Annotated in this window: 15 protein-coding genes; 10 read left to right on the forward strand and 5 right to left on the reverse strand. The window is 48.7% G+C overall.

The genetic code is table 11. The features are described from left to right. Positions 1-68 precede the first annotated feature (68 nt). The 3 genes from EXT46_RS13595 (at position 69) to EXT46_RS13605 (ending at position 5139) form a co-directional block, all read left to right on the forward strand. On the forward strand, positions 69-722 hold the full coding sequence (locus EXT46_RS13595; RefSeq protein ID WP_053911579.1) for a CatA-like O-acetyltransferase: 654 nt from the start codon (positions 69-71) through the stop codon (positions 720-722). Between the two features lie 103 nt (positions 723-825). Then, positions 826-2031, forward strand: a complete 1206-nt coding sequence (locus EXT46_RS13600) for a M23 family metallopeptidase (RefSeq protein ID WP_053911578.1) — start codon at positions 826-828, stop codon at positions 2029-2031. 207 nt (positions 2032-2238) lie between these two features. Then, complete coding sequence (locus EXT46_RS13605) at positions 2239-5139, forward strand: ligand-binding sensor domain-containing diguanylate cyclase (RefSeq protein WP_053911577.1); 2901 nt, start codon at positions 2239-2241, stop codon at positions 5137-5139. On the opposite strand, the gene EXT46_RS13610 is transcribed toward EXT46_RS13605, so the two are convergent. Beyond that, positions 5136-7493, reverse strand: coding sequence for a helicase-related protein (locus EXT46_RS13610; RefSeq protein WP_130147911.1), 2358 nt, complete (start codon positions 7491-7493; stop codon positions 5136-5138). The genes EXT46_RS13605 and EXT46_RS13610 overlap by 4 nt on opposite strands. Positions 7494-7585: 92 nt before the next feature. On the opposite strand from EXT46_RS13610, the gene EXT46_RS13615 reads away from it, so the two are divergent. The 4 genes from EXT46_RS13615 to EXT46_RS13630 all read left to right on the forward strand — a co-directional run bounded on the left by EXT46_RS13615 (position 7586) and on the right by EXT46_RS13630 (position 13381). Beyond that, positions 7586-8416 (forward strand): M90 family metallopeptidase, encoded by an 831-nt coding sequence (locus EXT46_RS13615; protein WP_130147913.1) that lies wholly within the window; start codon positions 7586-7588, stop codon positions 8414-8416. A gap of 305 nt (positions 8417-8721) precedes the next feature. After that, positions 8722-9225: an outer membrane beta-barrel protein gene (locus EXT46_RS13620; protein WP_130147915.1), complete on the forward strand. Its 504-nt coding sequence runs from the start codon at positions 8722-8724 to the stop codon at positions 9223-9225. Positions 9226-9473: 248 nt separating this feature from the next. Beyond that, positions 9474-12647 (forward strand): amidohydrolase family protein, encoded by a 3174-nt coding sequence (locus tag EXT46_RS13625; protein WP_130147917.1) that lies wholly within the window; start codon positions 9474-9476, stop codon positions 12645-12647. Positions 12648-12811: 164 nt separating this feature from the next. Beyond that, positions 12812-13381: a hypothetical protein gene (locus EXT46_RS13630; protein WP_130147919.1), complete on the forward strand. Its 570-nt coding sequence runs from the start codon at positions 12812-12814 to the stop codon at positions 13379-13381. Between the two features lie 208 nt (positions 13382-13589). Here the strand turns inward: EXT46_RS13630 and EXT46_RS13635 are convergent, their stop codons facing one another. Then, positions 13590-14303, reverse strand: a complete 714-nt coding sequence (locus EXT46_RS13635) for a hypothetical protein (RefSeq protein ID WP_022945871.1) — start codon at positions 14301-14303, stop codon at positions 13590-13592. 283 nt (positions 14304-14586) lie between these two features. Here EXT46_RS13635 and EXT46_RS13640 point away from each other — a divergent pair, with 283 nt between their 5' ends. Further along, positions 14587-14961 (forward strand): septal ring lytic transglycosylase RlpA family protein, encoded by a 375-nt coding sequence (locus EXT46_RS13640; protein ID WP_130147921.1) that lies wholly within the window; start codon positions 14587-14589, stop codon positions 14959-14961. On the opposite strand, the gene EXT46_RS13645 is transcribed toward EXT46_RS13640, so the two are convergent. Then, entirely contained in the window at positions 14958-15227 is a 270-nt protein-coding gene (locus tag EXT46_RS13645) for an acylphosphatase (protein WP_022945873.1), read from the reverse strand. The genes EXT46_RS13640 and EXT46_RS13645 overlap by 4 nt on opposite strands. 42 nt (positions 15228-15269) lie before the next feature. Next, on the reverse strand, positions 15270-15713 hold the full coding sequence (locus tag EXT46_RS13650; protein WP_022945874.1) for a host attachment family protein: 444 nt from the start codon (positions 15711-15713) through the stop codon (positions 15270-15272). Between the two features lie 250 nt (positions 15714-15963). Between EXT46_RS13650 and EXT46_RS13655 the strand changes: the two genes are divergently transcribed. Beyond that, complete coding sequence (locus EXT46_RS13655; protein ID WP_130147951.1) at positions 15964-16521, forward strand: DUF1287 domain-containing protein; 558 nt, start codon at positions 15964-15966, stop codon at positions 16519-16521. A 50-nt stretch (positions 16522-16571) separates the two neighbouring features. Here the strand turns inward: EXT46_RS13655 and EXT46_RS13660 are convergent, their stop codons facing one another. After that, complete coding sequence (locus tag EXT46_RS13660; protein ID WP_130147923.1) at positions 16572-16961, reverse strand: hypothetical protein; 390 nt, start codon at positions 16959-16961, stop codon at positions 16572-16574. 165 nt (positions 16962-17126) lie between these two features. On the opposite strand from EXT46_RS13660, the gene EXT46_RS13665 reads away from it, so the two are divergent. Beyond that, the gene (locus EXT46_RS13665) at positions 17127-17879 is read left to right on the forward strand and encodes a Nif3-like dinuclear metal center hexameric protein (RefSeq protein WP_130147925.1); all 753 of its coding nucleotides are present in this window, start codon (positions 17127-17129) and stop codon (positions 17877-17879) included. Positions 17880-17883: the final 4 nt, after the last annotated feature.

Here is a 17883-nt window from a genome sequence, read left to right on the forward strand (position 1 = left end):
ATTTTATTGCTCCTAATACCAGATTAAGGCATGCTCTTGGGCATGCCTTTTTTGTTGTCGAGTAGATAATGCCTTATCCCGCCACGCAAGTGGACCTCCAGCAATGGCCGCGTGCACAGCACTTTGCCTTTTTCAAAGATTTCCACCAACCTTACTTCAATGTGTGTGTGCGCCTAGACGCACGGCTGTTATTTGCATACTGCCAAGCGCAGGCTTTGTCTTTTTTTAGCGCTTACATTTATTTGGTGCACAAAAGCGCGCAGCAATATTGGCCAATGGGGCTACGTATTGTCGATGATCAGCCTGTGCATTATCAGCAAGTGACGATGAGTGTGGTGCAACTGGCCGAGGATGACAGCTTTCGCTTTAGTTATCTCGATGACACGCCATGTTATACAACTTATACCCAGCGTATGCGCGAAGAAAAAGCCCGTGCTGCGTGTGAGCCTTTGTTTAGTGAGGCTTTCGCGCACACCGAAGGGCGCGCCGATGTGCTGCATGTATCGGTATTGCCGTGGTTGCAATTTAGTAGTTTTTCTCACGCTACTTGTTTGGGTGCTACTCACGGTATTCCTAAAGTGGTGTTGGGGCAATATGATAAAGTTTCAGGTTGCATGCCTTTAGCCCTGGATGTGCATCATGCACTGATGGATGGTCTGCATAGTGCAAAATATATTCAAGTATTGCAGGAAATGATGCATAATCCTTCGGATTATTTGTGATTTAAATGTAAATATTTAAACATTAAATTTACATTTGTTCCCTTTATAGATCTATAGTGAGTATTCCCACATACGGGACATGATAACGGTAGAGGGAACAAAGATGAAATTGAACATCATACTCACCGGCATAGCCTGCGCCGGTGCAACAACACTATTGAGCTTTTCGGTGCAGGCAGAGCATGCCCAGTTACCCGAGCGCATTGTTGCTAAGCAAGATATGGCGCTGATTGATTTACACAGCGAAGCGCTTATTGCCGATGAACAGTTTGTTTTTAATAACGCTCTGGCAGCGCGGGATTGGACTAATTTCTTCGCTGGGCTCAATAGCGAATTACAAGCAAAGCAAGAAACGATACTGCATTTCGCTGGCTACGCCAGTATCAACCCAGAGCTGTTATTAGCATTAATGGAGCAGCAGAGCCAACTAGTCACGAACCCCACTGCCGAGGCAATGCAAAGGCCTTTCGCTGATTTGAGTGATGAAGTCGGATTTGAAGCGCAGCTTCGCGATGTCACTAACCGGCTCAGCCATACCTTTTATGCCTATAAACGCTTCGCACAAAGCAGCCAGCAATTTAATCAAGATGTCGCCAGTTTTGCGCTGGTCGATATGTTTATTATGCGGCAAAAGCCGGTGGGTCCGCGCCGCCCGCGTAAGGGTAAGAAGATCACCGCGTTGATGAGTGCCTATGAGGTTGTGACCGGGAAACCATCAATACAACTGACGCAAAAGCAGGTATCAGCCCCACAGCGCCAAGCGCTCAGTGCGCAGCCTCACGCTCAGGTAGCTTTTCGTATGAATCTTCCGTGGCCAAGGGGCTATGCATGGTTCAGTGGGGGGGCACACTCTAACACCGGCTCTGGATATCCGTACTCCTCGTTAGACTTTAATAATGGCTCTGGAGGATGGGGCAGCAATACACCTTGGGTGCAAGCGGCCCATGAGGGCACTGTTACACGTTATTCGCAATGTAATATTCGCATCACTCACCCAAGTGGCTACGCGACCAACTACTACCACATGGATGCGTTGCAATTTTACTCCGGTGATTATATATCCGCAGGGAGTTGGATAGGGCGCTATGCTAACAATCAAAGTACTGCGCTGTGTCAGGGTGGTCAGTCAACGGGACCACATGTGCATTTTTCACTGCTGTATAATGGCCAATATGTGAGCCTACAAAATCGCTATATTAGTGGTTATCGTATTGATGTGGGTAATTACAACTATGACTATAATTGCTACAACTTTTACTTTGAGCGTAACGGTTATAAAACCTGTGCGTGGCAGCGCCTGTATCGCTAGTGCGAACGGATAGCGCCGGTCTACGGCGCTATTTACATTATCTTCACTAAAGGTTTATATTTAAATTCAAAAGGTTAAGTTCTTATTGAAGGGCGTTATAGTGCCTATTGTTATTAGTTGTAAGCGATTTGGCTCAAGCTAATTGTTATTTTATGTGTTTGAAGTAGAATAAAATTTAATAATAAAAAAAAACGTAGGCGCGCTGCTGTGAAAATCATCCTTTATTTAGCTATTTCACTGTTAAGCCTAAGCAGTTTCGCCAATCAAGTCCCCAAAAACATTCCTAGTAATGTTCCCCTAAGTCACTACTTTGCCGAAACCTGGGATACCCGTGATGGTTTGCCTCACAACAGTGTTAATGCCCTAGCTCAAACTCCCGATGGTTATGTCTGGGTAGGTACATGGGAAGGTGTCGCCCGTTTTAATGGCCGTACTTTTAAGCTTTTTACTCGCGGCGTTCTCACCGGGTTGCCCGATTCAGGGATCCGCAGCCTCAATGTCGATAAAGCGACTCAGCAGCTCTATGTAGCTGGTTCTCGGGGTGGGATCAGCGTGGTCAAGCGCGAGCGTTGGCAAGCACTTAAACCGGCACAAACGATGGTGAATTTTGCCGTGCGCAGTGGTGATGGCGCCTTATGGCTGGCGCTAGAAGATGGCGGCTTGGTGCGCAGAACACAACAGAGCGACGAGCAAAATTTGCTGCCTAATGTCAGTGCCTATCAAGTCTTCGAGCAACAAGAAGGGCGAATTTGGGCAGCAACAAATAACGGCCTTTATTACTATGAAGATGGAGCCATGCATAGTGCTGACAGTGATAATAGCGCTATTACCGGCGCCATTTATTCGTTGGCTGAAGACCGAGATGGGGCGTTATTGGTTGGCACCGAGCAGGGTGTATGGCGTTATGTGAATAACGAATTTACGTTGCTACATAACGCTCTGGCAGACGATTCTGTGTCGAGTATTTTGGTTGATTTTCGTGGTGACATTTGGCTTGGCACCATCAATCAAGGGGTATTTCGCTTCAGCGAGTATGGTCTGGAAAAGTTGGATGCCAATGTTGGCCTACCAAGCAATCGCATTTTATCGCTGCTTGAAGATAATGAACACAGTATTTGGATTGGCACCAATGGGGGACTTTTTCGCTTGCGCCAAGCACCCTTTACCACCGTCAATACCGCACGTGGGCTCTCAGGAGATTATGTGCGTAGTGTGCTCTCGCACACTGATGGAGCGCTCTACATTGGTACCAGTAACGGTTTAAACCGCTACACCCAAGGACAGGTGGAGCAAATTTCATCTCCTCTGGATGCGCCCATTTCTGTACTTTCACTCACGAGTAGCCAACGTGGTGGTGTGTATGTCGGTACCTATACCAGCGGGTTGATGTATTTTGACGGCCAACGTCTGACAACAGTGATCAACCGGGATACGGGTCTGCCGAGCAACGAAGTAAGGGCCCTTCACGAGCAAGCTGACGGTACGTTATGGATTGGCACTGCGGGTGGCCTTGTGCGTATGAAAAACGCCGAAGAAGTAACAACCTTGACCGACAAACAAGGTTTGCCCGGTAACTTTATTATGGCGCTGGCGCAAGATAAACAACAGCGACTGTGGATAGGCACCGGGGTCGGTGTTGCTTTTTATCACCAAGGGCAGTTTACCACCTTGCCGTTGCGCGAGCATTTCGATGCCGACTACGCATTTGGGTTTTTAGTTCAGGATGATACGCTGTGGATGGCCACCGATCGCGGGCTGCTCCATTATGATTATCAAAGTCATCGTCTGCGCAAGCTCGGTCGAGAGCAAGGGTTACCGGTTGATAAGCTGTTTGCCGTTGTAAATGATAAGTATGATCACTTGTGGCTTTCCAGTAACCGAGGAGTGATCCGCATAAGTCAAGCTCATGTGATGGCTTCCCTTGATAGCGAAGATGCACAATTAGAATTCACCTTATTTGATGAAGGTGATGGCATGCTTAGCTCACAAGCCAACGGCGGCTCCCAATACCCAGCAGTGCGCCATCATGATGACAGCGTTTGGATTGCGACAGCGCGTGGTGCAGCGGTGGTCGACCCAGCGAAGTTGGTTCGTATGGCCAGTGTCTCACTGCCGGTGAGCATCGAGAGTATTGGTTTTGACGATGAGCAAGGCTTTCTACCTAACCTTGATAAAACGTCGTTAACGGTGCCTTCAGAAACAGACCGTTTATCTATTACCTATGCTGGTTTAGGCTTTATTATGCCGGAGCGCATTGAGTATCAAACTAAGCTCAAAGGCTTTGATAATAACTGGATAAATCGCGGTAACCTCACACTGACCGAATACACTAATTTACCGCCCGGTAATTACGAGTTTCACGTGCAGGCGCGTTATCCTTATAGCGAATGGCCCGCATCTGCGGCACGCTTTCATTTCACCATTACCCCTAAGTTTTGGCAAACACTCAGCTTTAAAGTCGTAATGATTGTGGTGTTAGCACTGGCATTATTTACCCTATATCGTTTGCGCTTTTTACACCTTAAGCGCAGCGAAGCTCAGTTAAAGTTAAGGGTGCAGGCGCAAACTCGCAGCCTAGCCGAGCAAGCTAAAGCCTTTGAACATCAAGCGACGCATGACCAACTCACCGGGGTGGCGAATCGTCGTGCCTTTGACAAATGGTTGATAGCGCATTTTGAGCAAGCTAAGCAGCAACAACAACCTCTAAGCTTAGCGATCATTGATATTGATCACTTCAAAAACATCAATGATAAATACTCGCACATGGTCGGGGATAAAGTGATCACCGAAGTGGCCAACCTCATTCATCATTGTGCGCCGCAAGAGGCGATGTTTGCTCGCTGGGGTGGGGAGGAGTTCACATTGCTACTGCCAGGGTTCAGTGTACATGAGGCGCAAGTCTGCGCCGAGCGTATTCGGGTATTGATATCCGGCCATGATTACTCGGCGCTTGCCGATGGTGTGCATATTACCGTGAGTATCGGCGTTGCCGACAGTCAAGGCGCACAGGACTATGACCGAATGCTCGCCCAAGCGGATAACGCCCTATATCAAGCGAAGCAGGGCGGCAGAAACCAAGTCGTGGTGTACCAAAAGCCAATGCTCTAGCGGATATCCACAAGCTTACTGGCTTTTTTATATTGAATTTTAAGGCCACTCCACGCCGGTAACTCCCAGCGCTTGGGTGGGTCTTTGCGCTCGCCGCTGTGGTAATGGGCGATTAACCGCTTAGCGCGAAAGTGATATTCGATGTTGAGTACCATACTCGGGAGTGTGACTTGCAAGGGAAAGCGCTCATTAAAGTCTTTCGCATGCCAAGGGTCAATGCCCTGATAGTGCAGATCCTCGGCCTCTATTAACTGTAGATCTTCTTGGCTTTGTACACCCAGAGAATGTAAACGCTCAGCGATAAAGGTATCGGCATCCATATCAATGGCTGGTTTTAGATGGTAAGCCTGATACAAATTATGCTGAGCAATAGCCTGCGATATCCGCTCATAGCTGCCGGCGAATAACTGGTTGTCACGCATAAGCGCAACCACGCTGGCGCTTAGATGTTGGCCATCGACGCGCTGATGGCTTGACCCTAACTCGACTCCCGCATAGCTGTGGATAATATCAGCACGAATTTCTCCCTCCGGGCACTGCTCGTCAACATACCAATAACACTGGCCTAGGGTGGTGTCGTAAGGTACAGCTTGGCGCACCTGGGATAATTGCATTGGCGCACACATAGTCGCTAAGGTGTCGGCGTGCTTTTTACCGCGCCCGGCTAAGGAAAATGTTGCCAGTACCAGCGCCGCATTGCTGTTGTGTTGAAGCAGAGAGCTTTTTGCGGGACGCACTTCATCTTCGCCATTGGCGAAGCTGCCACGGCGATTATCGCGTTTTACATAGACACAGTGTGGGTTTAGCTCGGCGATGATCTCGACTAGGATGGCATGTTGGTATCGCGCTGCTTTATCAAGCTCTGGTAATTGATAGGCATGGCGTAAATAGTTGGCATAGGTGCGCGCTTCGCTAAGCGCCTCGCTATTGATAGTGAGTATGTGCTGTGCAGCGCCGCCACGGACCACGGCGATATGCAGCGCCAGGTCGCACAGGGCATACAGCTCACCGAGTTGCGCTTGCAGTTGTTCACGCTCACTGCTGCTTGGTGGCGAAAATAGCGCTGCTGGGGTGGCGATGGCGGCGGCCAAGTCAATCATTGCTTGGCGCAATACATTGCTGGGCATATTGTGGATCAGCATACCTAAATCAGCATCCACAGGAAGTGGGTAAATGGTTTTACCCAACGCCGTGGCTAAGCCGTCTGCGGTTACGGCCCCTAAGCGTTGTAATTTTGTCATCGCTCGTTGCAAAGACGAGTCCGGCGGCGCGGTTAGCAGCGGTAAATCATCCACGGCAATACCGGCGCAAGCACTGGCTAGCACGAGTTCGTCTAATGCTTCACGTTCCACCTCTACCGGCGTGGTGCTGAGCAAGGGCGCATGCTCACCAAATAAGCGAATATACAGCCCAGGCGCGATGCGTCCACAGCGGCCCATACGTTGGCGCATGGAGTCTTGAGCTATGGCGTCAAGGCCGAGTACGGTTTTCCCCTTGCGAAGATGCGTGCGGCGCTCAAGCCCGGAATCGATAACGCATTCGACCCCAGGCACGGTGAGCGAGGTTTCGGCCACGTTAGTGGCAAAAATAATGCGTCGCTGCGGCCCTTGGCGCAGCGCGCGCTGTTGCTCTTGTAGCGGGCTGGAACCGTGTAGTGAAATACATTCAGCGGGTAAGTCCTGGCAGGCGCTGACGCACGCAGCTATCTCAGCGCGACCGGGTAAAAACACCAAAATATCAGCGCCACTGTTTTCCAGTGCATAGACACCGGCTTGGCGTACACGCGCCGCTAAATCTTGGGAGCTGGGCATTGCTCTGGCGTCGCTGGCGAAGGTGTGGCTGCTGATAGGGTAGGTACGGCCATGGCTGGTGAGCGCTTTGGTGGTGAGATAAGCGCTTAAAGCACGGTCATCTAAGGTCGCGGAGGTGAGTATCAGGCGGTGCTCGCCATGGTGTTTCAACAGCGCCAAGAGTAAATCGGTATCCCAGCGGCGCTCGTGAAACTCATCCAGCATGACCACGTCAAAATCAGCGAGCTGTTGCTCGAAAAACCACCTGAGTGCGACCCCAGGGGTGGCAAACACAACCTTGGTTTGGGCCGCCATTTTAGCCTCAAAGCGAATCGCGTAGCCGATGCTTTGTCCTGGTTTTTGCTGGCATTGCTCAGCCAAATAGTTCGCTAACGAGGTGGCAGCGATACGCCGTGGTTGCACAACCAAAACACGCCCTTGTGTGCTTGCCCATAGCGGTAAGTTGGTGGACTTACCGCTGCCGGTTGGCGCATGAACAATTACATTTTGCTGCCTAAGTGTTGATAAAAACTGATCTTTTATTGCCTCGATTGGTAATGTCATAGGATACAAATAATGTTGTTTAAGCTTGTAGAGGAATTGAAAATTAGCGCCAGCGGTCATATTAACATGTAATAGCGCCAAGGAATTACCCGATGTTAAACCTGATACTGTTGATTTTGCTAATTGTGTTTGTGGTAGCGTATTGGCAATGGGACCATGTCCGCCTCAAGCGCTGGCAGCGACAATACCATGATGCCGGACTCAGCCAGGAGCAGCAGATTTTTTTGCAGCGGGCTATGCCCATTTATAACGCTATGACCGATGCCGATAGAGCCAAGCTTGAGCGTCATATCTGTTGGTTTTTGGGCGAAAAGCGTTTTCTCGGTCGCGATGGTTTAGAGGTTAATGAGGCGATGAGACTGGTGGTGGCCGCCGATGCCTGCCTGTTGGTGCTCAATAAACCTTGGCCTTTGTACCCTAATGTTAAAGAAATCTTGCTCTATCCCAGTGCTTATTACGCCAATGTCACCCAGCGTGATGTCGCCGGTTTGGTGAGCTATCATCAAGTGGTGCGTGAAGGCGAGTCATGGCCCGGTGGTACCTTGGTGCTCAGCTGGCACGATGTGCTCGAGGGCAATCGCCTCCCGGAAGATGGCCATAACTTGGTGTTTCACGAATTTGCACACCAGTTAGATCAGGTAACAGGCAGCACCAATGGTACGCCGCAGCTAGCAACTAAGGCTGCATATCAACGCTGGGGCGAGGTATTCTCGCGCGCTTTTACCAAGTTAAAAAGCCATGTTGCTTACAATATGCCCCATGTAATGCACAGCTACGGGGCCACCAATGAGGCTGAGTTTTTTGCTGTGGCCACCGAAACCTTTATCGAAAAACCCATGGCGATGCGGCAGTTTGATGCTGAGCTATTTCATATCCTCAAAGATTATTACCAATTCGACCCCAGTGACTGGCAAAGACACTAAAAGTGTAAGCGTTCCAAGGCAACTTAGTACTTAAATGGTCAGAAAAAAGATCAAGCTTAACTCTAGGTAGCTAATGTTGTTTTTTGTTAACATCCGCATCGAAGTGACAAAGGTGTTAGTTAACTAGCTATCACTACAGGGTTACTTCTAGGGATGGAATTTGTCGTTGGGATGCGATTAGCCTTTCTATGGCAGTGACTCTGCGCTCTCCCGACAGCTGTTATGCCAGCAGTTAAAAGATGCGGGTATACGCTGAAGATTTGTTCTCTCCCGGCAATGCTAATAATTAAATAAAGGGAAATAACATGATGAAAAAAACACTGCTAGCACTGGTTTTAGCCGGTACGTCATTCGCTTCTCAGGCTAATTGGCAAGCGGGTGTAGGCTATGTAAATCTTTCTGATAGTGAAGGTGGTGATAGCATCAGCCTTAACGCTTTGGTTGGTTCTTTAGGCTACAAATTTAAAACAGGTGACAACTTTTACCTTGTACCTGAGTTACGTTTGGGTACAGGTGTTGGTGATGACGAGTTATACGGAGCTAAAATTGAAGTAGAGAGCTTTACGGCTCTATCACTTCGTGGTCAATATGACCTTGAGAGCGGCCTGTATATCTACGGCACTCCTTCATACGCTAACCTAGAGGTTAAAGCATCGGCTTACGGCGAGTCTGCCTCTGAAGACGAATGGGAATTTGGCTTAGGTGGCGGAGTTGGTTATAACTTCAGCAACGCTATGCTAGCTGAGCTGTCATACGAACAGTTTGATGGTGTGGATGTGGTTAGCCTTGCTGTGAAGTTTGACTTCTAAGTCACGCTAATCATGCTAACAGCGACAGATCGGAAGGTCTGCGCTGTTGGCTCGCTATCTTTTACTTTAGCCTCAAGTTGGTCAACGACATTGCCATAGCTTGCAATCTTGCTCACATAACAACGATACTCGCAGACTTGCTATTCCATCCCCCATTTTTGCTTATTAAACCCATGTTACTTCCACTTTTATACGGTTTTTGTTTTAGTAGGTAATGATAATAAATAAATAGAATAAGAGACCCACAAATGAAGACTCCACTCTACAGTGCTTTAGCACTGGCGGTTTCGCTGGCTTTACCGGTCAGCGCCGAGCAAGAAGAAAAACAACAATGGCAAGTAGATAAGCCTCAGGGTGAATTTGTTGATGCCAACATCAACGTCACTCAAGGTACCTGGATGAATGTCGATGTCAGCCCCGACGGCCAGACCTTAGTATTTGATTTGCTTGGTGATATTTACACAATGCCGATCAGCGGTGGAGAGGCGACACAGTTGACCTCAGATATTGGCTGGCAAATGCAGCCTCGCTTTAGCCCAGATGGCAAGCATATTGCGTTTACCTCAGATCAAGGCGGCGGTGACAATATCTGGATTATGAACATCGATGGCTCGGAACAAACGCAGGTAACCAAGGAGTCATTTCGCTTGCTTAATAGCCCAGCATGGAGCCCCGATGGCGACTTTATTGTTGCCCGTAAGCACTTTACTGCAAGCCGTTCATTGGGTGCCGGGGAAGTATGGATGTATCACAAAGCCGGTGGCTCGGGCGTGCAGCTAACAGAGCGCCCCAATGATCAGAAAGACTTAGGCGAACCCGCATTCTCACCGGATGGCCGCTATGTGTACTTCTCACAGGATGCCACCCCAGGTAAAACCTTCCACTACTCCAAAGACTCGGTACAGGGCATCTACAAAATTAAGCGCTATGACCGCGAAACAGGTGAGATAGAAACCATTTTAAGCGGCCCCGGTGGTGCAATCCGACCCACGCCTTCTCCCGATGGCAAAACGTTAGCCTACATCAAGCGTGATGATTTCCAAAGCACCCTGTATTTATATGATTTAGAGTCGGGCAAAGAAACCAAGCTGTACGATAAGCTTGAGCGTGATATGCAAGAGACTTGGGCAATTCACGGGGTGTATCCTAGCATGGCTTGGACTCCTGACAACGAGTCGTTGGTGTTTTGGGCCGGGGGTAAAATTCACAAGCTTGATGTGCAAAGCGGTGAGAGTTCAGAAATCGCTTTTGCAGTAAACACCAGTAAATCTATCCAAAAAGCGGTGCGTGTAACCCAGCAGTTAGACTCCTCAGAATTTGACGTAAAAATGCTGCGCAATGTGCAGGTATCACCCGACGGTGAAACCGCCATTTTTGAGGCCATGGGTCATATTTACAAGCGCGACCTTGAATCAGGTAAAGTGCAGCGCCTAACACGCCAAGACGATCATTTTGAATTCTTCCCGACCTTCTCTCGCGATGGTAAAAAGATTGCCTATGTCACCTGGGATGACGAAAAACAAGGCAGTGTTCGCGTGGTTTCGGCGCGTTCAGGTCGCGGTGATACGCTGACCTCTCAGCCGGGTAAATATGTCGAGCCAGCGTTCAGTCCCGACGGAGGAACCGTGGTATTTAGAAAATCTTCGGGTAGCAGTTTACTTGCCCCGCAGTGGTCGTTGAAAGCAGGCATTTACGCAGTGGATAGTGATGGTGATGAGCAGCCAGAGCTTATTACTGAGCATGGCTATCAGCCACAGTTTGGCAAAGCCAATGACCGTATCTATGTGATGAGCCCGTGGCCAAAACCAACTTTGAGTGTGGTTGAGCTGGAAAGTAAAAAAATCCGCAAACTGTATGAATCTGAGCATGCCACTGAGTTTCGTATTTCACCAAACGGAGAGTACTTGGCGTTTGCTGAGCGTTTTAAAGTGTTCGTGACGCCTTTTGTGGAACGTGGCAAAACCATTAATATCGGCCCTAAAGACAGCCAGTTCCCAATAGAGCAGTTATCTGTGCGTGCTGGTGAAAATATCAGTTGGAGTGGTGCAAGTGATAGGCTTTACTGGAGTTTAGGGCCCGAGCTTTATCATGCCTCACTGGCGGGTATTTTTAATATTCAAAGCGATGAGAACGCCGACTTTAAAGTAGACAGTGGCGATAATATTGGTTTTAAACAAACCATGGCAGAGCCACAGGGCATGATAGCGCTGGTGGGAGCAAAAGTGATCACCATGCAGGGTGATAAAGTCATTGATAATGGCGTGGTGTTGACCGATGGTAAGCACATCAAAGCGGTTGGCAGTCAAAACCAGGTAGAGATTCCACAAAATGCTGAAGTGATTGATGTCAGTGGTAAAACCATTATGCCGGGGATCATCGATGCGCACGCGCATGGCGCTCAAGGCAGTGACGAAATTATTCCAGAGCAAAACTGGAAAAACCTAGCCGGTTTATCCCTGGGAGTCACCACGATTCACGACCCCAGCAACGATACCACGGAAATTTTCGCTGCCAGTGAGATGCAAAAGGCCGGTAAAATCGTTGCACCACGTATTTTCTCCACAGGGACCATTCTATACGGAGCAAACATGCCGGGGTATACCTCCCATGTTGACTCCCTTGATGATGCGAAATTCCACCTTCAGCGCCTGCAGAAAGTCGGTGCGTTTAGTGTGAAGTCGTACAACCAACCGCGTCGCGATCAGCGCCAACAAGTGATTGCCGCCGGTCGAGAGCTTGGTATGATGGTTGTCCCTGAAGGGGGTTCTCTGTTGCAGCATAATCTGACCATGGTGGTTGATGGCCACACCACGATTGAGCACTCCATTCCGGTTGCTAATATTTATGATGATATTCGCCAGTTATGGTCGCAAAGTGATGTTGCCTACACCCCTACGTTGGGCGTGGCTTATGGCGGTATCTGGGGGGAGAACTACTGGTACGATAAAACCGATGTGTGGAATCATCCACGGTTAAGTAAATTTGTGCCCAAGAATCAGTTGCTCCCGAGAGCGATGCGCCGTACCAAGGCGCCCGATCACCACTACAATCACTTTAACAATGCGCGGGTTGCAGCACAGTTGCAAGACCAAGGGGTGCTGGTGAATGTTGGCGCGCATGGTCAACGTGAAGGCTTGGCGGCACACTGGGAAATGTGGATGTTTGCGCAAGGCGGTATGAGTCCGTTAGAGGTGATCCGCACAGCCACCATAGATCCGGCGAAAACCTTAGGTCTAGAAAATAACCTGGGCTCGCTAGAGGAAGGCAAGTTAGCGGATCTCATCGTCATTGATGGCGATATTCTAAGTGATATTCGTCAAAGCGATAAGGTACGTTACACCATGATCAATGGACGTTTGTTTGATGCTGCAACCATGAACGAAGTCGGCGAGCCGGCACGCGCTCCGCTGCACTTCGAATAAGCCCTGTCGCAGTAATGCTACTTGAGCCCGTCATCGACGGGCTTTTTTGTGGGTGTCGCTTCGCTGCAGATAAATAAACAGTGCTGTGGGGTACAAAGTGACTGGAGAGTTGTCTCTGTATTAACTACACTGCAAACAGAACCCACAGGGAAGGACAAGCCAAGATGAAACGCTTCACTATCACAGCTATCTTGCTGCTCATTGGTGGCTGTGCGCAACAGCCCCGCTCAGATGATGTTAATGCACTCACCAAGGCGTGTATTGGTAGCACTGCACTGCCAGCGCAGTGGCAAGGACAGTTTCGCGCGGTCGACAACCCCGAACTGCTGCAATCGGCGCTGGGTGAGCCACAACAAGGAAAGCTCTGTCAAGGTCAGGTGTATGAAAGCACACAGCCTACGGCAGTGATTTTGTACCGCGCTTATAACAGCACTAACCCAAATAGCCGCTTTGGGAGCTGGTGGGCATGGGCAAAACCCAGTGGCACGGTCAGCGAATATCGCGCCAACTATGAAATTTGCTACCAATGGTCGCCGCTAGATAAATTAGTACGCTGTGAGCTTAAACCCGGCGTACAAGTGGTGGTGGGCAATGGCCAAAGTGCACAATGCTCTGAGTATTTGCGCTATGACGTATCGGCGGTGCAGCAAGTTTTTATAGCCGATGCCGGTGACGCTGTGCACAATTGCAGCGATTTCAATGCCGTAATGCAGTGGCAGCCGATACAAAGGTAAGGGATCATAGTAAAGAGAAAAGGATAACATCAGCCTAGAGTATAGGTCTTGGTTGTTATCCTTTTGCTAACAAAGGACATGTGTTATTTATTTAAAATGAGAGTTTATTTTTAAATTAACAACACTGAGGCCTTTAATTATTTAATCCACAATACAACCCAAGTAATAGCTATTATAAATGGGTCGAAGTTGAGATTTTTTGGTGCTGTTATGATGCAAAGCCTCTTTCAATATCACGGAACGTCCATTGTCCTTTAGCGTCGGCAATATCAATAAGCTCACAGGCTTTTTTGTTCCATGCGGCGAGACAAGCAATGTAGTTGGTTAGTTGATAGTAGGCGCGATCTGGGGCATCAGGGCGAATTCGTGATACCGAGTAAGCAGAGTAGGTCGCACCGCTGCCAAGCCAAGTGACGATGGATGAAGCAACGCCTCCACCTGGCACAACAAAGCCTGCGGTGGTGGTCACTAGACCCAAAATAGTCGCCGCTTTTTCAACACCGTGTCCTGCTTTGGTAATGTCGTCACTGAGAATAGGGTGTAATAACGCGAGCAGGTTAGTGGCTTGCGGTTGGTGGCTCGCTACGGCAACATCGTCGGAGGTTTTTGGAGCATTGCCAGGTGCCGAGCTGCCGCCGCGCATAGCTGGCAATAAGGTGTTAAAAGCTTTCTGACTGTTATTACTGGCGGAGAAGGTCACTGATTGCGTACTTAAGCCTCCGGCTTTTACGCGCTTTTGATCTTTAGGTGTAATAGTGGATTTGTAGGTGCGTTGCAAGCGACGATAAACAGCAGCGCTGCACTGTGTCATCTGTATCGCTAATGCGGCTTGGTCTTTAAATTCACGGCCTATGGCACGTTCAGCCAGCTTAGTTAACTGGGCTTTTTTCTTTTGCACCAGTTGTCCCACGATAATATCCATAAAATATATCCTTATAAAAATATAAAACGCGATGAATATTATCATGAGTTTATGGGGGTGGATATTTAAATTGTCAGCTATTTTATTCTCGTTTTATGAAGCTGGCCTTGTCTCTATATTTAACCGTTGCGTTGCGACAGCCTAAGCAAGTTGGGGTCATTGCGTATCGAGTTTCATACAACAGTGCCTGGAGTATCACCAGCGCGCTCAGTTTGCTGGCGATACATGCTTAGTTCACGTTTTGACTATTACACTGAGCGTTTAGTAGCAAGGAGAGAGCAGTATGTTCAGAAGTATCATTGCCGTGGTGTTATTAGTTGTTTTAACAGGCTGCGCCAATCACTTGCCTGCTGAAAAAGGAGCCGTGCAGCAGGGCCTCGCGTCTTATTATCATGATAAGTACCATGGGCGCACTACCGCTAGCGGCGAGCGTTTTGAGCAAACAGCTCTGAGTGCAGCCCACCGTAACCTTCCTTTCGGTAGCAAAGTAAAAGTCACCAATATCAATAATGGGCGCTCAGTTGTCGTACGGATAAATGACAGAGGCCCGTTTGTTTCAAGGCGCATCATAGACTTGAGCCGTCGTGCATTTAAGCACATCAGCAATTTGTCTGCCGGCGTGATTGCCGTAGAGGTAGAAGTGCTCAGTGAGCCCTAAGCGGTGGTAAACTCACTATAACCCTGTACATCAACCTCCTTGTGGTTGAGCTGCTCAACGTGAGCCGTTTGCGGGCCCTGCTCTAACCAAGTAAGTAAGGAAGTTAATGCTGCCTTATCCCCCTCTGCGTGGACTTCAACGCGACCATCATCAAGATTTTTGGCGTAACCAGCAATATTGAGAGCCTGTGCTTGGCGGGCAGTGTTAGCACGGAAATACACGCCCTGAACTTTGCCACTTACCCAAGCTCGAAATGCGTATGTCATCATCTCTCCTCAAAAAAGGCGGCTACGCCGCCTAACGAATCATTAATGAACTTTCTTAAGGTAGTCTAGAATTTGTCCCTCATTAGCGCCAATCACATCTTTAGCGAGGGTCTTATCTATCAGTTCGGTGGTGTGCTTATTGAACTCACCGCGTAGCTTGCCTAAAAAGCCCGACTCAGCAATCAGTTCGATACGATATACTTTGTCGTTTTTACGTTTGTCGTCAAGCCACTTGGCAATATCTGCGGCAAAGCGTTGCGCTTCTATATCAACCGCATCTTTTCGGCTCATGGCATCGACACCTTGCACTTGCTTTGCCGGGGCGCTTTGACGGCCCGCACGGTCAGTATAAATATCTTGCTCGTCTGAGCGTGCGAAGGGGTTTGACCAATGGGCTTGTAGCTCCAACTCGGTGGAATGATTACGTAAGGCAAAAATTTGTGCTTCACTGTGGTTGGCAACCACCACATAAGAACGACCAATCATATCAATCTCCTTTTTTGCGAGCCAAAAACTTGGCCCTTACTATAGAGCTTGGAATGGATGGGGAGTTTTTCAACCCTAAGAAGTAAAGATTGTCGTTTTTCTCCGGCTGTGTTCAACTTAAACTGATTTATGAATAACTTAGCCTTTTAATGAGATGTGGGTGCCGATACATGGCATACACTTAGGAGAGAGAATGACAGGGAAACGAGGTACAGGGGGTTGGCTTTTTGGGGCCGCGCTCATCATAGCTATGCCGGTTGCGGCAGAGCCAAGCTTCAGTGAGCAATTAGTTAGTGCCGCCAACGAGCGGACTCAAGCGGACGTGACCTATGATGGTCGCTATATTGCTATTGATTACCCAGGGGGGGATGTACCTGCTGGGATTGGTGTATGTACGGATGTAGTGATACGCAGTTATCGTGCCTTAGGCATCGATCTGCAGCAGTTGGTGCATGAGGATATGGAGCGTAACTTTGATGCCTATCCATCTCAGAGAATTTGGGGGTTAACTCGCCCGGACAGCAATATTGACCATCGTCGCGTGCCAAATTTACGTGCTTTTTTTACTCGTCACGGACAGAGTCTGAGAGTGAGTGATAACGGTAACAATTATAAACCCGGTGATATTGTTTCATGGATGCTACCAGGAAACTTGCCGCATATTGGTATTGTCAGCGAGCAACGCAATGAGCTGGGACAGCCTTTAATTATTCATAATATTGGCGCTGGCCCGCAAGTGACAGATATTCTTTTTCAGTATCCTATTACCGGTCATTATCGCTATGGTGGTGACGGCTTAGGCCAATAACGAGCACAAAAAAAGCCGCTCTTGAGCGGCTTTTCTTTATTATTGAAAGCTTACACTACGCCGCGAGGTAGGCGACAGTCGTGATCTTTCTCTGCCAGTTGCTTAATCCAAAGCTCTTCTGCGGTGTAACCTTCTTCATTAGGTTTAGCCACAGTGAATGCTGCTTTCTTCTCAGCTGGTTTTGCCTTAGGAGCGGCTTTCTTAGTCGTTGTTTTCTTGCTCGCTTTGGCCGGTGCTTTGCTCTCTGCTTTGGCGACTTCTTCTGTTTTACCAGAAGTGAGTTCTTCAGTTAGCGCAGCTACATCGGCAAGGCGCATGTTCTTTCCGCCGTCAATGCTATACCAGCCAGGCTTAGTGGTGATTTCTGGCTTTTTGCCATGGGCTGCTTCATAGGCAGCTTCAAAAGCAGCTAACACTTCTGTTTTGTCTAGTTTACTCATCAAAAGGTCCTAGTCGTTAACGCAGGTTAATTTTATTACAAGTTTATAGTTATACCCATTTGCGCTGAGTTTTTCAATTTTTTGTGCCTAAACACCGAATTTTCTTTATTTTTACCGGTGTTCACGGGACAATTTGGGAATATTTGTGGTTAACAGGGGGGTAATATGCACCGTAAAGAGCTCGCACAGATCCTTGAACAAACATTAATGGCACAGCCAATCAAAGATTTTTGCCCCAATGGGCTGCAGGTTGAAGGGCGTGCGCACATCAATAAGGTGGTCACGGGGGTGACTGCGAGTCAGGCACTGGTTGATAAAGCCGTGGCCCTCGAAGCTGATGCATTAATTGTTCATCATGGCTATTTTTGGAAGGGTGAATCACAAGCCATTACCGGTATGAAAAAGCGCCGTATTGAGGCGCTGCTCAGCGCCGGTATCAATCTGTTTGCGTATCATTTGCCTTTGGATATCCACCCCCAGCTAGGCAACAATGCGCAGCTAGCACAGTTGTTGGATATTGAAATTCAAGGGCCGATGGAAAGTGGCCCAAGTAGTGTGCCGGTGTGGGGGCGTTTGCGCACGCCGCTGTCTGGGCAGGCTTTTGCTGATAAAATTGCCAAGGTCTTATCCCGAACGCCGCTGGCTTCTGTGGTACGCGATGAGGTAATTGAAACTATTGGATTATGCACCGGCGGCGGGCAAGGCTATATAGATTTGGCGGCGAGTCTGGGGCTGGATGCGTATCTAACCGGGGAGGCTTCGGAGCAAACTATTCACAGCTCCCGAGAGCAAGGAGTGGATTTCTTCGCAGCCGGGCACCATGCCACTGAGCGCTATGGCGCCAAAGCCCTAGGTGAATTTTTAGCGCGTGAGCATCATCTGGATGTCACCTTTATCGATATTGATAATCCAGTATAGCGAC

The sequence above is a fragment of the Pseudoalteromonas sp. CO325X genome, from assembly GCF_004208955.1.
GTDB lineage: Bacteria > Pseudomonadota > Gammaproteobacteria > Enterobacterales > Alteromonadaceae > Pseudoalteromonas > Pseudoalteromonas ruthenica.